Below are 14,560 nucleotides of genomic sequence, written 5' to 3'. Positions count from 1 at the left end.
CTTTTTTGGGCTATTTTCCTGAAACCATGGCAAAAACAATTTGGTGGGTAGCGTTGGCGTTTCTGTGCAGCTGCCACTCTTCTACGCAAGAGAACACCCCTTCTTCCTCAGAAAACGGCACCTCCACCTCCCAAAGCGGCCAAAAAGACGTTGATACCTCCAGGGAAATCCAGCACATTGTCCAGCGCACGCACCTGTTCTCGTCAGACACCCAGCCCGATTATTTCCGGTTAGCCCTGCACGGGGACTCCATCACCGGCGGACAGGTCTTGTTTACCATTACCACCTTTGATGGCCGCCTAATCTACGAGGAGCGTTTCAGCGCCGCCGACCTGGAGGCCAGCATGGTCTACGAGATGCTGAGTTCGCCCGCCACCCTATCTGACCGCGAGGCCTACATTGTCAAGCGCATGGATGAGTTTGTGCAACCTTCTGACTTTGTGTCGCCCGCCATTGCGCCCAACGCCCCCGCCCAGACTTCCTTCGTGAACGAAACCACTTGGCGCCGCATCCAGTCCAACCCCAAGGCCATTGGGTTCAAGTACCTGCTTGGCAAAGAAGACGGCCGCCTGCTGGTCTATGACCCAGAACAGAAGAAAGCCGTACGCTACGGCAGGTTTGGCGGGTAACCTGCGGGTTGGTTGATGGTTAATGGTTTCAATAAAAAAATTTCCACCTTCCTTCGCGGACCTTCGCTGGCGCGAGTCTCTGACTCGTGCCTACAGATGCCGGGTAGCCTCCCGACTACCCTCGCTGCACCGCAGCGAACCCACCCATTGCTGAGGAACCATAGTTAAACTATAGCGCGGGAATTATTCCCATCATTTGCTATGGAACTATCTGAGAAAGGCACGGAAGTAACTTCCGCGCCATAGGGCAACAGAAAAGATAATTCCCGGCGAGTCTAGAGCGTTCACATCATCCTAAGTCACGAGACTGGAGTCTCGCGCCAGATACAGGGAAGAGGTTGCTCTAGTCCGTTTTGAGCCTAATTTTGATGAAACAATCCAAAAAACAGATCGCCAATGAAATAAAAAAAGGCTCCGCAGTTTCCTGCGGAGCCCTCTAGTTCCCAAGACCTCAGAGAATCCTGTGTCTTGCGTCTTATATCTTGTGTCTCTACAAATATCTTGTGTCTATCCAAAAACTAGCCGTTCATGGAGATCAGGAACTCTTCGTTGTCTTTGGTGCCCTTCATGCGGTCTTTCAGGAACTCCATGGCTTCTACCGAGTTCATGTCTGACATAAACTTGCGCAGAATCCACACGCGGCTGAGCTCGTCGCGGTCCATGAGCAGGTCCTCGCGGCGGGTACCGGAAGCCGGCACGTCGATAGCGGGGTACACGCGCTTGTTGGCCAGTTTTCTGTCCAGCTGAAGCTCCATGTTACCGGTACCTTTGAATTCTTCAAAGATTACCTCGTCCATTTTAGAGCCGGTGTCAATCAGGGCCGTGGCGATGATGGTCAGGGAGCCGCCGTTCTCCACGTTACGGGCTGCCCCAAAGAAGCGCTTCGGCTTGTGCAAGGCGTTGGCATCTACCCCACCCGATAGGATTTTACCGGAAGACGGCACCACGGTGTTGTACGCGCGGGCCAGACGAGTGATAGAATCCAGCAGAATAACCACATCGTGCCCGCACTCTACCATGCGCTTGGCTTTGTCCAACACAATGCTGGAGATCTTCACGTGGCGCTCGGCCTGCTCGTCAAACGTGGAGGCAATTACCTCGGCTTTCACGCTGCGGGCCATGTCAGTAACCTCTTCCGGGCGCTCGTCAATCAACAGGATCATCAGGTAAACTTCCGGATGGTTCTCAGTGATGGCGTTCGCGATTTCCTTCAGCAATACCGTTTTACCGGTTTTAGGCTGGGCCACAATCAAACCACGCTGGCCTTTGCCTATGGGGGCAAACAGGTCCATGATGCGGGTAGAATACTGGCTTGACTTGGTGGTCAGTTTCAGGCGTTCTTCCGGGAAAAGAGGCGTTAAATGCTGGAACGGAATGCGGTCGCGGATCTCCTCGGTGGTGCGGCCGTTCACAGAATCCACCTTCAATAGGGCAAAATATTTCTCGCCTTCTTTTGGTGCACGAACGGTACCTTTTACGGTATCACCGGTTTTCAGACCAAACAACTTGATCTGCGACGGCGATACATAGATATCATCTGGGCTGGCCAGGTAGTGGTAGTGGGCCGAGCGCAGGAATCCATAGCCATCTTGCATCAACTCCAGCACGCCTTCGTTGGCAATGACACCGTCAAACTCCCTAAAGTTGGGGTTGTTGACGTTGAGCTGTTGCTGCGGGCGGTTCTGGCCTTGATTGGGGCTCTGCTCACGGCGATTCTGCCAGTTTGGATTATTCTCACGTGGCTCGCGGTTTGCGTTCTCCCTTGGCTCACGCTGTTCGCGGGGCTGGAACTCGCGGGCTTGCGGCTCACGGGTTGCGGTTTCACGGGGCTCCCGAACCTGGAATTCTCTTGGCTCACGCTGCTCCCTTGGCTCGCGGTTTTCGCGCGGAGCGGCGTTTTCACGGGGCTCGCGGGGTTGGAACTCGCGGGGAGCCTGCACTCTTTCGCGGGGTTCACGAGTCTCGCGGGGCTCCCGCGCTTCTGGGCGCGCCTGGGGCTCTTTGGTCTCACGGGCGTCTTCACGGGGAGCACGGGGCAGGCGGGGTCTTTCTTCCCGCACGGCAGGGGCAGTTCGCTCGGCCCGGGCCGGGCGCTCAGGGGCCGTTCTGGCGGGGCGGGCAGGGGCGGCGGGAGCTTCCTGTACAGGCTCCGGGGCTACGGGGGCCGCCTCAACGGCTGGGGCCGGGGCAGGAACGTCTGCCACTTCCACTTCGGGTGCTTCAGCTACCAACGTAGCGGTATCCTCGTCTGACTTCCGAGACGCTTTTTTATATTTCTTGGGGAGTTTCTCAAGGGGGGTTACGGCTTGCTGATCCAAGATTTTATAGATCAGATCTTGCTTGCTGAGCTTCTTAAAATTGGTAACGCCCAGGTTTTCAGCAATTTCTTTGAGCTCTGAAAGAAGAGAATCTTTCAACTCGTCAATGTTGTACATAAGAATTAATTAGCAATTCAGTTTCAATGCTTAGCGGTTGCAGAGCGCAACGGGCAGACGGATAAAACAGGAAAAATTTGGTGTGTAAGAAAAATGAAGAACCAGGATGGCGGTCGTTCAGAAAATGTATTGCAATGTTAGACAGCCACGTCCTATTTTACAAGCAATACGAGAAATTTTATATATAAAGTTACACAAATTCCCACAAAAAAGTGCCCGTTGCCTTAGCCTATTCAAAATATTCTATTTTTGCGTACAGATAACCAGACGCACCATGTTACAGATACCCGTTTTACGCGAGCAGACTGATCTTGTTCTTGCCGGCTTACAGAAAAGAAACTTCCCCAACGCCGCCCAGGAAGTGCAATCTCTCCTGGACCTGGACCAGCAACGGCGCTCGCTGCAAACCGAGCGTGACGAACTCCTGGGCCGGGCCAACGCGCTGGCCAAGGAGATTGGCGGCCTCATGAAGAGCGGCCAGAAAGAACAGGCCGAGGCCCTGAAAGCCGAAACCGCTGAGCTGAAACAGCGAACCAAAGCCCTGGACGAGGAGGTGCAGCACCTGGAACTGGCCGTGCAGCAGGCCCTCTACAAACTGCCTAACATTCCGCACAGCAGCGTGCCCGCCGGTCGCTCCGCCGAGGACAACGAAGTGGTGCTGGAGCACGGTACCATCCCGCAACTGCCCGAGGGTGCCCAGCCGCACTGGGACCTTATCAAGCAATATGACATCATTGACTTTGATCTGGGCAACAAGATCACCGGCGCCGGTTTCCCGGTGTACAAAGGCCAGGGTGCCCGCCTGCAGCGTGCCCTTATCAACTTCTTTCTGGAGGAAGCCCTCAAAGCCGGTTACACCGAGGTACAGCCCCCCATTGTGGTGAACGAAGCCTCTGGCTACGGCACCGGCCAATTGCCCGACAAGGAAGGCCAGATGTACCACGCCACCGCCGACAACCTGTACCTGATCCCTACCGCCGAGGTACCCATCACCAACCTCTACCGCGACGAGATCATCGCCGAAGGCAAACTGCCCATTAAAAACGTAGGCTACACGCCCTGCTTCCGCCGCGAAGCCGGTTCCTGGGGTGCCGACGTGCGCGGCCTCAACCGCCTGCACCAGTTTGACAAAGTAGAGATTGTGCAAATTCAGTCGCCCGAGAAGTCTTATGCCGCTCTGGAGGAAATGAGCCAGTACATCCAGCACCTGCTCCAGAAGCTGGAACTGCCCTACCGCGTGCTGCGCCTCTGCGGCGGTGACATGGGCTTCACCTCGGCCCTCACCTATGACATGGAAGTGTATTCTGCCGCCCAGGGCCGCTGGCTGGAGGTTAGCTCTGTCTCTAACTTTGAAACCTACCAGGCCAACCGCCTGAAACTGCGCCAACGCACCGAGGGTGGAAAACCGCAGTTGCTGCATACGCTCAACGGCAGCGCCCTGGCTTTGCCCCGCATAGTAGCCGCTATCCTGGAGAACAATCAGACGTCAGAAGGTATTCGGTTGCCCAAAGCGCTGCATGCCTATACCGGGTTTGAGATGATCACTAAATAGCCTTTTCAGCATAGAACTCCGCTAGATTGTATTGAAAGCGTTTTGGGCCCGAATTTTTTAAATCAGGCCCAAAACGCTTTCTACTTTTTAGGGGTGGTTTACTGTGGTGGCAAAGTGTCGTTAGTCAATGAGTGTTGCTGAGTTGGCTGTGGTTGACGTGGTGCTAGCAGATCAATCGCTTGGCATTTTGTGATTTGGTTGTAGCTGGCGTGGCGGCGGCTTGTCTATGGACTTATAGGCTGGGTTGTTGCATAGTTTGCTTGGTGCGCTCACGGCCGCGAGGCCCCGTCTTTGCCCCTCGCACTGCCCTTGCGGCCCAACTCTGCAGTCTTCTCTTAGTAGAAGCTATCCGAGGGCCACAAGCGAGGCGCTCGAGCCAAAGACTGGAATTGGTCTGCTTAGCAAACGCCACTGCATCCTCTTCCGCCCTTAGTTAGAAAGAGTATACATGTTTATAAGGAATACACATGGTTTAAGTCTGTGACTTTGACCTACCATGCAGGCAGTTTGCAATTGCCGTGAACCATATACCATGAACAAGTTCCAACCACTTCTTCCACATTCCCTCGCTCGCCTCTCGGTCGCGTGTGAGAAATGGGCCGGCGTCTCGCCGCTGAGTGCATTTTAATCAAAGCATCCCTCAACGCGGTCAGAGGCCGCAGGATCCCTCGCTCGCCTCTGGCGAGTCTGAAAGATAAAGCTTGAGAATAAATCCCTTTCTGGATGAAACGCGAGGATAAAAGACTGCTGAACATTTAAAGGCCAAATGAAGCGTCACAAGTGGGTAGCGTTACTGGTCCAGCCCCAAGGCCGCGTCTAACTGTTCCGGGGAGGGGTTCTTTAGGGGAGTTTGGTCGCCTACTACCACCATGGGGAACCGCACTCTGCCCCGGTTCATGTCTTTGATGGCTTGCATGGCCTCGTCGCTCTGTTCAACGTTGATGTAGTCGTACGCCACGTCGTTGGTTTTGAAGTAATCCTGGATCGCGATGGTTTTCTTGCACCAATCTGCGCCGTAAAGAATAGGTTTGGCCGCCATAGCTCCTAAAGGTTGTTCTTCCAATTCTTACGTCTTTTCCGGAAAGGCGGCCGAAAAGAAGGGATGTCTGCTGCTACGCCTGGGGTTCTACCACCGGCAACTGGAAATCGAACCGGATTTCGCGCATGCAGCGGAAATGGCGCTCGGGGCACTTGGAATAGCCTATCTTGGAGCAGGGCCGGCAGTAAAGGTTCTTCACCTCCATTACCTCAAAATCCTGGGTGTAGGGGTACATTCCGAAGGCGGGCACCGTGTTCCCCCAGATGCTGTAGATCTTCTTCTGGAAGGCGGCGGCAATGTGCATGAGGCCGGTATCGTGGCTGAACACGGCTTGGGCTTGCCGCACCAGGGAGGCGGAACCGTTGAGGTTGTACTTCCCGCAGGCGTTGTAGATGATGGTTCTTGCGGTGGCTGGGTTGGAGGAAATCTGCCCTTTGTAGGGTTCTGAGGTGAAATACATCTCTATCATCTTTCCTACCTCGGCATCCTCTTTTCCGCCCAACAGAATGATGGGTCCGTTGATCTTCTCGCAAAGCTCAATAAGACGGTCTACCGGCAGCCGTTTGGTATAGTGCTGCGCCCCAATGGCTATGGCATAATAACCGCTCTGGTGCGTTTCAGGCAGCGTTTTCAGGTCAACTTCGTCTTTCTCTGGGATGAAATAATCCAGTCCTTTGCCGTCGTTTTTCACGCCCAGCGGAGAAGCGGTTTCCAGGTAGCGGTCCACGATGTGCACATCGGGCATGCGGTTGATCTTGAACTTCACCAACAGCCACTTGCGGTAATTGAGCTTATTGAAGCTTCGGCTGGGTTTGCCTAAACGCGTTTTCAGGATGCGGGTGCGCAGGTTATTGTGCAGGTCCAGCACCAGATCATAGTTCTCGGCTTTGAGTTGCTGCAACAAGTCTTTCAGCGACTTTTCCAGGCAAAACACCTTGTCCACGTACGGGTTGCTGGCCACGATATTCCGGAAAGCGGCTTTGGTACAGAAATGCACCTCGGCCCCGGGCACCTGCTCTTTCACGCACCGGATGACCGGCGTAGTCAACACAATATCGCCAATGGACGAGAACCTGATGATGAGGATTTTTTTCAAGCGAACTCCGTTTTGCACTCGCAAAGGTACGGGTCTTACGGGAGATTTCCCGCGGGTGAATGCGGTAGTACCTTCTATTCTGTTTTACCGCTGTTTCTTAAAAAAGGCCATCAAAATGGCAACCAAGGAAAGTGCTACAGCTAGATAGCTAAGGTAGTCTGAATTAGTGGTTTGAGGTTCTTCCTCTTTTTGGTGGTTGTTGCGGTAAGCGTTAAGGAGAGCGTATTCGTTCATCCAGTTCTTGAGAAGGAGCGGCTGACGTGCTGCCTTCACCTCATCCAGATCAACCGGTTTTCCAATAGTACTTTCTACTACTATGCGCGGATCATTTTTGGACAAGAAGTTTAAGTTTCTTGAAATACTGCACTCGCTTATATCTAACGTTCCGTCTTTGTTTAACTGGGCATAGAATATACCTAGCCCAACGCTTGGCTTCATGGAACAACCGCCAGAGGTGCTAATAGACATGATTGCATCAACCTTGGCTTCGCCTTTAAACGAATCTACAACCCTTACAGAATACTTACCTTCATAGCTACCGGAAAATAATACCTCCCCAATAAAAACTATAGGATAGAAACTTAATTCCCTTTGAACAACTGGCAACCAGTTCTCTTCATTAGTAGACAAACAGCTACATGCATGGGTAGGTACTTCTGCAAATACAAGTACGGCGACTAAAAATAGTTTTAGCAAATACTTCATAGGTGACTAATTAATGATTCTACAGCCTTTCAACTCTTGATGATGATCCTGTTGCTTTTCCATAAAACAGCCCTTCATCGCTTGTGCCAGATTTAGCATTGTAGGGTATATTTCTGGAAAACACATCAAAAAGCGCCTGCAGCTTTCGCCTTAGGCTTCCAATCAAGTATCAAAGCAAGCAAACCATTCCTTCTGTCCTCCTGAAAGGATCTTGTGGGCGAACTAAAAGAGCGTTTATCAAGCGCTAATGCCGTCCGCAACCAAGATCTTTCCAAGATGACAGAAGCGGAGACCCACTATGGAGTGGATTTATTTCCGTGACTTACTAAACCGGGAAGTCACAGAAGTAAATCCGCGTCATAATTAAATGATGTAGACTGGTTTATTTCCTTTCTGTTTTAGTCTGCTTTCTGAAAAACTCATCAAAAAAGCCTGCAACTCTCGCTGCAGGCTTTCCTTCTGAAGGCAGAATATCTTACAACCCGTACTTATCAATCAGGTACACCAGAGCGGCCATGGAGGCACCGCCCAGTTCCAGTTCACGGCGGTTCACTTTGTCAAAGGTGTCGTTGGCGGTGTGGTGGATGTCAAAGTACCGCTGTGAGTCTGGCCGGAAGCCGATGAGTGCCACCCGGTCATCTTTTAGCGGCCCGATGTCGGCACCGCCGCCATTGCGGTCAATGTCGTGGAGGCCGTATGGGGCCAGCAATTGTCTCCAGGCGAAGGCTTTCTGGAAGGCTGCTTCGGTGGTAGTGCTTATGCCGAAACCGCGGGGCGTGAATCCGCCGGCATCTGACTCAATGGCGGCGATGTGTTTCTCGCCTTGTTTTTTGGCCACCTCAGCGTACTTGGTGCCACCGCGCAGACCATTCTCCTCGTTCATGTACATGACCGCCCTAATGGTACGCTTGGGCTTGTAGCCCATCGCCTTCATCAGGCGCAGCACTTCCATAGACTGCACGCAACCAGTACCGTCGTCATGGGCGCCCTCGCCGATGTCCCAGCTGTCCAGGTGACCGCCTACCACAATGATCTCGTCGGGTTTCTCACTGCCTTTGATTTCGCCAATCACGTTGTAACTGAGCACGTCTGGTAGCCATTGCGGGTTCATGCGCAGGTGGAATTGCAGCTTTTCGTCTTCTTTCAGCAATTTACTTAATACATCAGCGCCTTTGGTACTGATGGCCACAGCCGGAATCTTAGGGGCATCCTCGGCGTAGCGCAAGCCGCCGGTATGTGGGAAATCATCGTTGTTGGAGGCCATGGAACGTACCACCACGCCCACAGCCCCCAAGCGTCCCGCCTCTGAGGGTCCGCTGGAGCGTTGGTCAACGGCCCCGCGGTAGGCGTGCCCGGTGATGATGTGCGTCTGGTCAAAGCCCCTGTTGAAAAACACAATCTTGCCCTGTACTCTTCTCTTGCCCAGTTTTTTGAGTTCCTCAATGCCATTTACCTCCACCACCTCGGCGGTAAGGCCGTTGCCCGGCGTGGCTACTGAGCCGCCCAGCGCCAACACCTGCACCTCGCGGGTGGGGGTGATTTTAGAGTTCACAATGGCGGCATATTCTTTGTCGCCGCGTACCCAGTGCGGCACCATCACCTCTTGCAGGTACACGCGGTCCAGGCCCATCTTTTCCATTTCCTGCCGGGCCCATTCAACGGCGGCAGCGGCCTGCGGCGACCCGCTTAACCGCGCCCCGATGCGGCTGGTGAGGTACCGGAGTTTCTCATAGCTCTGGCCTTTGGTAAGCGCCAGGTCATAGATTTTTCTGATGTGGAGGGAATCCTGATTCTGCGCGCTGGTTGCCAAAGGAAGGCAAAGGGCGGCAGCCAGGGTAATTTTCTTAAGGGTACGAAGCATGTTGGTTAGGTTGGAATATTTTTCTGAGCCGCGATTTACGACCTAGAAATCAGAAATTGAAATGAGAAGAGCGGGAGTAACAGATGATAAGACCTCTGGTGTCATTCTACTCAGGAACTAGTTGCATTGGTTTGATGCCTGATACTCCCTTCCTGTCATCCTGAAAGGATCTTGTGGGCGAACCAGAAAAGCAGAGAACAAACGTTTTTACCGTTCGCTACCAAGATCCTTTCAAGATCCTTTAAGGATGACAAAAGAGAAAAACTCTTTGATGGTGAAAAAAGAACAGAAAAGCCCGCAAGCTGAAGGCAAAAACCTATAATCAATCAGCAGAAATCATGAAGTAAGAAGTAGTGCACGGCTGATGGAAATGATTTGCTCCCTTAGCTTTAGGCGATCCTACTCCACCGCCAGAATCCGTTTCAGGTCTGCCGCTGATACCGTCAGCAGGCCTACCGGCGGCAGGCGCTCGGTTAGAACGCGCCAGTTCTTGTCGGCTTTGAAAACGGGCTGCAGGATTTTCAGGGCCTCGTCTACTTTGCCGGTGTTGGCCAGCGTGATGCCGTGCCAGTACTGCATCTCCAGGTTATTGGGCTGCAGCTTTTCGGCGGCGCTGTACTCCTGCATGGCCAGGGCCATATTGTTTTTCTCCACGGCCATGTCGCCGTTGTTCATGTGTTCATAGGCGCGGTGCACGGTAAGCAGCCGGCGAAGTTCCTGCAAGGGCTCCTCATGGTCGTCTACCCGCAGGTCCACCGTACGCTCGTTCCAGGGTTCTTTGTTGCTTTTGCCGGGCACCACCAGCAAGGCAGCCGACTGCCTTCCCCGGATGTCGCCGCCCTGGGCTTCGGCCGCATCCAGGGCCGCCAGCACGCGCTCGGCCAGGGGCAGGTTGGCGTTTTGGGCGAAGGCCTTCGCCATGGCGGGCCATACCCGGTCGTTCAGCATCATGTTGGCCTGCACCGAGAAGTCTTTGCCCGTGATGTGCCCGGCATAGGCAATACACTTTGCGCCCGTGTGCGTGGCAACGCCGCCTTTGGCGTCCAGAATGGCCACCTGGCGTACCTCGCGGCCGGGGTCATTTGCCAGCAAGAGCTTCAGGGTTTCCGCCGCCGATTTGCCCTGCTTCATTAAGGCAAGCCCCCGCGGCCCGAACGATTTGTTGGTGAACGACTGGGTGGCCACCACGCCTACCCCGGCTTCGCCCCAGCTCACCGCCGTGCCCACCGAGAACCAGTGGCTCTGCACCGCCACCGCCATTTCGCCGGTCTTGGGGTCACGGGCCACAATGGAATAGGTATGGGCCAGCGGCTCCTGTGGTTTGTACACCTGCGCCGCTACCGGGCTTGCTCCTGCCGCGCCCAAAATTCCCAACAGTATAAGAAGCTTTTTCATAAAGGTTGATTGCCTAGTTTAGTTGGGTAAGTTACGCAAAAAAGCGCACAGGCCGGCAGGGGAGTTTGCGGCGGCGCTGCCTAGGCAACCTCATTCAAAGAACAAGCAATGGGTCTTTTGTTTTGGGGCAATTTTCAGGAAATCAGCCTTTAAACCCAAGGCGTGGGCGGGCGCATCGGCTAGACGACTGTCCGGGCCTTCACCGCCAGAAACGTGCCTCCGGGTTAGCTGACCGCGCTGGAATGTTACCCGCCGTTTTGGGGCTGATTTTCAGGAAACGGCTAAAAAACACTTCTTCGGCTCCTGTTTCTTAACGTGCGGTTTGTTGCTTACATTTAGTCAACCAACCTACACAAACAACCCACACCCTTTATGAAGAAAACTTTACCCAAACTTTTATTTCTGTCGTTGCTGGCCTTTGGGCAGGCGCAGGCGCAAACGGTGCCCATGGCGCAGTTCGGGCAGATGAAGGCCCGCAGCATTGGCCCCGGCGTCATGAGCGGGCGCATCACCGCCATTGATGCCATGGTCAGCAACCCCGAGATTATTTACGTAGGCTCGGCCTCGGGCGGCGTCTGGAAAAGCGAGAACGGCGGCACTACCTTCACCCCCATCTTTGACGAGCAGCCCAACATCAACATTGGGGCGGTGGCTATTCAGCAGAGCAACCCCAATGTGGTGTGGGTGGGCACCGGCGAGGGCAATCCGCGCAACTCGGTGAACATGGGCAACGGCATCTACAAAAGCCTGGACGGCGGCCGCACCTGGAAGCACATGGGCCTGGACAAGACCTTCAACATCCACCGCATCGCTATTGACCCCAGCAACCCAGACGTGGTCTACGCCGGGGTAATCGGTTTGCCTTTCGGAGATCATCCGGAACGCGGACTGTACAAAACAGTCAACGGTGGTCAGACCTGGGAGCGGGTACTGTTCACCAATGAGCGGTCTGGCGTGGCCGAGATGTTCATGGATGCCAGCAATCCCAACAAACTGGTGGTAGCCATGTGGGAACATCGCCGTACCGGTTGGGATTTCAAATCGGGTGGGCCGGGTTCTGGCTTGTACATCACCTATGACGGTGGCAAAACCTGGCGCAAGAAAGGTGCTGCCGATGGACTCCCTGCCGGTGACTTCGGGCGATTAGGCCTGGCGCAGAGCCGCAGCATGCCCAGCCGCATGTACGCCCTGGTAGAAGCTAACAAAAACGGACTGTACCGCTCAGACGATGGCGGCGAGAAATGGACCAAGGTCACCGAAGACCCTTCCATTGTGACCAACCGCGCTTTCTACTTCAATGAGATTTACGTAGACCCCAAAAACGAGAACCGCATTTACATGCTCTACCAACCGGTGGCGGTGAGCGAAGACGGCGGCAAAAGCTTCAGGGTAACGGCCTCCATGGACGCAGTGCACGCCGATCACCACGCCTTCTGGATTCACCCCGATAATCCCAACCTGCTGATTGACGGCAACGACGGCGGGGTAGCCATCAGCCGGGACCGGGGCAAAACCTGGAGTTTCCCTGAAATGCTGACGCTGGGGCAATTCTATCACATCAACGTAGACAACGAGGTGCCTTACAACGTGTACGGTGGCCTGCAGGACAACGGCTCCTGGACCGGTCCGGCCTACACCTTCACCCGCGGTGGTTTGCGCAATTACTACTGGCAAACGGTACTGGGCGGCGACGGCTTTGACGTGGTACCAGACCCCGAGGATGCCCGCTACGGCTATGCCATGTCACAGGGCGGTAACCTGGCCCGCTATGACAAGCAAACGGGGCAAACCACGTTCTCCAAGCCCATCGCTCCGGACCTCAAAACCAAGCTTCGGTTCAACTGGAACGCCGCCATCGCCCTGGATCCGTTCAATAAAGACGCCGTGTACTACGCCAGCCAGTACCTGCACTATTCAACTGATGAAGGCCTAACCTGGCAGACCATTTCCCCGGATCTTACCCGTAACAACCCCGAGCAGCAAAAACAACACGATAGCGGCGGCTTGAGCCTGGATGTTACCTCGGCGGAGAACCACAACACCATCCTTACCGTGGCCCCTAGCGCCTTGGAAAAAGGCGTGATTTGGGTAGGCACCGATGACGGGCACGTGCAGCTCACCCGCGATGGCGGTAAAACCTGGACCAACCTGTGCGACCGCCTGCCCGGCTTACCCTCCGAGGCCTGGATTCCGCAGATCACCGCTTCCCGTCACCGTGCCGGTGAGGCCTTCGTAGTAGCCAACCATTACCGTTTCGGGAAGGATTTCAGCCCCTACATCTACCGCACCATTGACTACGGCAAAACCTGGACCCGCCTGGTAGATGACAAGAAAGTACGCGGCTATGCCCTCTCGTTCATACAGGACCCGAAAGAACCAAAACTCATGTTTGCCGGCACTGAACACGGCTTGTGGGTGAGTCTCAACGAAGGCAAAGACTGGACCCAGTGGACCCAGGGATTACCGGCAGTACCCGTAATGGATATGGTGATGCAGGAGCGTGAGGCGGATCTGGTCCTTGGTACCTTCGGCCGGGCCGTGTACGTGCTGGACAACATCCGTCCGTTACGTAAACTGGCTGCCACGGGCGGTAAAGCCCTGGACAAACCTTTGGCGGTATTTGAACCGTCAGAAGCGTATCTGGCCTCTTACGCCTCAGCTCCCGGGTATGCCTCCGATGCCGATAACCTGTACCAGGCCACTAACCGCCCTACCGGGGCCACGCTGAGCTATTACATCAAACCGAAGGCTTCTACCCCAACTCCAGCACCATCCAGGAAAGCAGCCTCTAAGAAGAAAATGCCGGCTACGGTGGTGAACAAAGAAACCGGTGAGAGCATGCCTACTGCTTTGCCCGCTAAAGAAAACGCGGCTACTACAGCAACTGTCCGCACCTCTGCTCAACCAGATTCGGTGATCATTCGCATCTATGACGCTGAGAACAGACTCATCCGAACGCTGCGGCAGAAACCCGATTCTACCTTAGGTTTCCAAACCACCAACTGGAACCTGACCGAGCGCGGCATTCGGCAACCTGGCGGTACCCGTAGTCAGCGGGGCGGCGAACCAGCGGGAAGTCAGGTGATGCCGGGCCAATACAAGGTAGTGATACACTTCGGCAGCGCCAAAGATTCTACCCTGCTTACAGTGCAAGCAGACCCGCGCATCCCATTCCAGAAAGACCACATGGTGGCCCGCCGGCAATTCCAGGAACGCCTGAACAAAAGCACACAGCAACTCACCGAAGCCCTGGACCGTCTGCAGGAAGCTACTGAGGCCGCCGAAGCCGTGACCGCCCAACTGCGTGTGACCAGCGGCAAAGAGTCCGCGGATTTACAAAAGGCCACCCGCGCCATGCAGGACTCCATCAAGAATCACCGTGAGTTCATCCAGGGCAAAACGCTTTCGCGCCAAGGGTACGGTAGGCTGAACCAGTTAACCCCGCTGTCTAAACTGAATGAGGCTCGTTCTTACCTGTCCCGCAACGCACCGGTCACCCAAACCGAGACGCAATTGATAGAACAGGCCGAGACGTTGACCAAAGAAGCCATTGACCAGGTGAACACCTTCTTCTCCACTTCCTGGGCGCAGTACCGCCAGAAAGTACAAAGTACCTCTGTACCCGTGCTGAAGGAGTATAAGGTGGCGCTGTAATCATTGGTTTTTGAGCGTTTTTACGGAATACAACGCGTGCCGCAGACGTTTTGCCTGCGGCACGCGTTGTTTCAGGGCGAAAGCTCTTGCTGATCAGAATCGTAGCGCCGTTCCGCGGAACGGCGTGTCTCCATGAAACAGAAACGCCTCAACCCGGGAAAAACCGTTCTCCCGGGCAGAAGAATTATTTATTG

9 protein-coding genes are annotated in these 14,560 nt (G+C 54.6%); 3 read left to right on the top strand and 6 right to left on the bottom strand.

Annotated features, from left to right (window positions below):
* Window positions 1-26: 26 nt before the first annotated feature.
* A complete protein-coding gene (locus tag JT718_RS11165) occupies window positions 27-629 on the top strand; it encodes a hypothetical protein (protein WP_205502698.1) in 603 nt (200 codons plus the stop codon).
* A gap of 518 nt (window positions 630-1,147) precedes the next feature.
* On the opposite strand, the gene rho is transcribed toward JT718_RS11165, so the two are convergent.
* Window positions 1,148-3,064 carry a transcription termination factor Rho gene (gene rho, locus JT718_RS11160; RefSeq protein WP_205502696.1) on the bottom strand — a complete coding sequence of 639 codons (1,917 nt, stop codon included), beginning with the start codon at window positions 3,062-3,064 and terminating at the stop codon, window positions 1,148-1,150.
* A gap of 274 nt (window positions 3,065-3,338) precedes the next feature.
* Between rho and serS the strand changes: the two genes are divergently transcribed.
* A complete protein-coding gene (serS, locus tag JT718_RS11155; RefSeq protein ID WP_205502694.1) occupies window positions 3,339-4,616 on the top strand; it encodes a serine--tRNA ligase in 1,278 nt (425 codons plus the stop codon).
* Between the two features lie 790 nt (window positions 4,617-5,406).
* Here the strand turns inward: serS and JT718_RS11150 are convergent.
* The 5 genes from JT718_RS11150 to JT718_RS11130 all read right to left on the bottom strand — a co-directional run bounded on the left by JT718_RS11150 (window position 5,407) and on the right by JT718_RS11130 (window position 10,712).
* The gene (locus JT718_RS11150; protein ID WP_205502693.1) at window positions 5,407-5,655 is read right to left on the bottom strand and encodes a glutaredoxin family protein; all 249 of its coding nucleotides are present in this window, start codon (window positions 5,653-5,655) and stop codon (window positions 5,407-5,409) included.
* Between the two features lie 73 nt (window positions 5,656-5,728).
* Window positions 5,729-6,751, bottom strand: coding sequence for a glycosyltransferase family 9 protein (locus JT718_RS11145; RefSeq protein WP_205502691.1), 1,023 nt, complete (start codon window positions 6,749-6,751; stop codon window positions 5,729-5,731).
* A gap of 84 nt (window positions 6,752-6,835) precedes the next feature.
* On the bottom strand, window positions 6,836-7,456 hold the full coding sequence (locus JT718_RS11140) for a hypothetical protein (RefSeq protein ID WP_205502690.1): 621 nt from the start codon (window positions 7,454-7,456) through the stop codon (window positions 6,836-6,838).
* Window positions 7,457-7,931: 475 nt separating this feature from the next.
* Window positions 7,932-9,317 carry a M28 family peptidase gene (locus JT718_RS11135; RefSeq protein ID WP_205502688.1) on the bottom strand — a complete coding sequence of 462 codons (1,386 nt, stop codon included), beginning with the start codon at window positions 9,315-9,317 and terminating at the stop codon, window positions 7,932-7,934.
* 399 nt (window positions 9,318-9,716) lie between these two features.
* A complete protein-coding gene (locus JT718_RS11130) occupies window positions 9,717-10,712 on the bottom strand; it encodes a DUF1028 domain-containing protein (RefSeq protein WP_205502686.1) in 996 nt (331 codons plus the stop codon).
* Between the two features lie 372 nt (window positions 10,713-11,084).
* Between JT718_RS11130 and JT718_RS11125 the strand changes: the two genes are divergently transcribed.
* Window positions 11,085-14,366 carry a VPS10 domain-containing protein gene (locus JT718_RS11125; protein ID WP_205502684.1) on the top strand — a complete coding sequence of 1,094 codons (3,282 nt, stop codon included), beginning with the start codon at window positions 11,085-11,087 and terminating at the stop codon, window positions 14,364-14,366.
* Window positions 14,367-14,560 lie beyond the last annotated feature (194 nt).

Origin of the sequence: Rufibacter psychrotolerans (assembly GCF_016924645.1) — a bacterium.
Lineage (GTDB): Bacteria > Bacteroidota > Bacteroidia > Cytophagales > Hymenobacteraceae > Nibribacter > Nibribacter psychrotolerans.
This window is presented reverse-complemented; position numbering and strand designations above follow the sequence as displayed.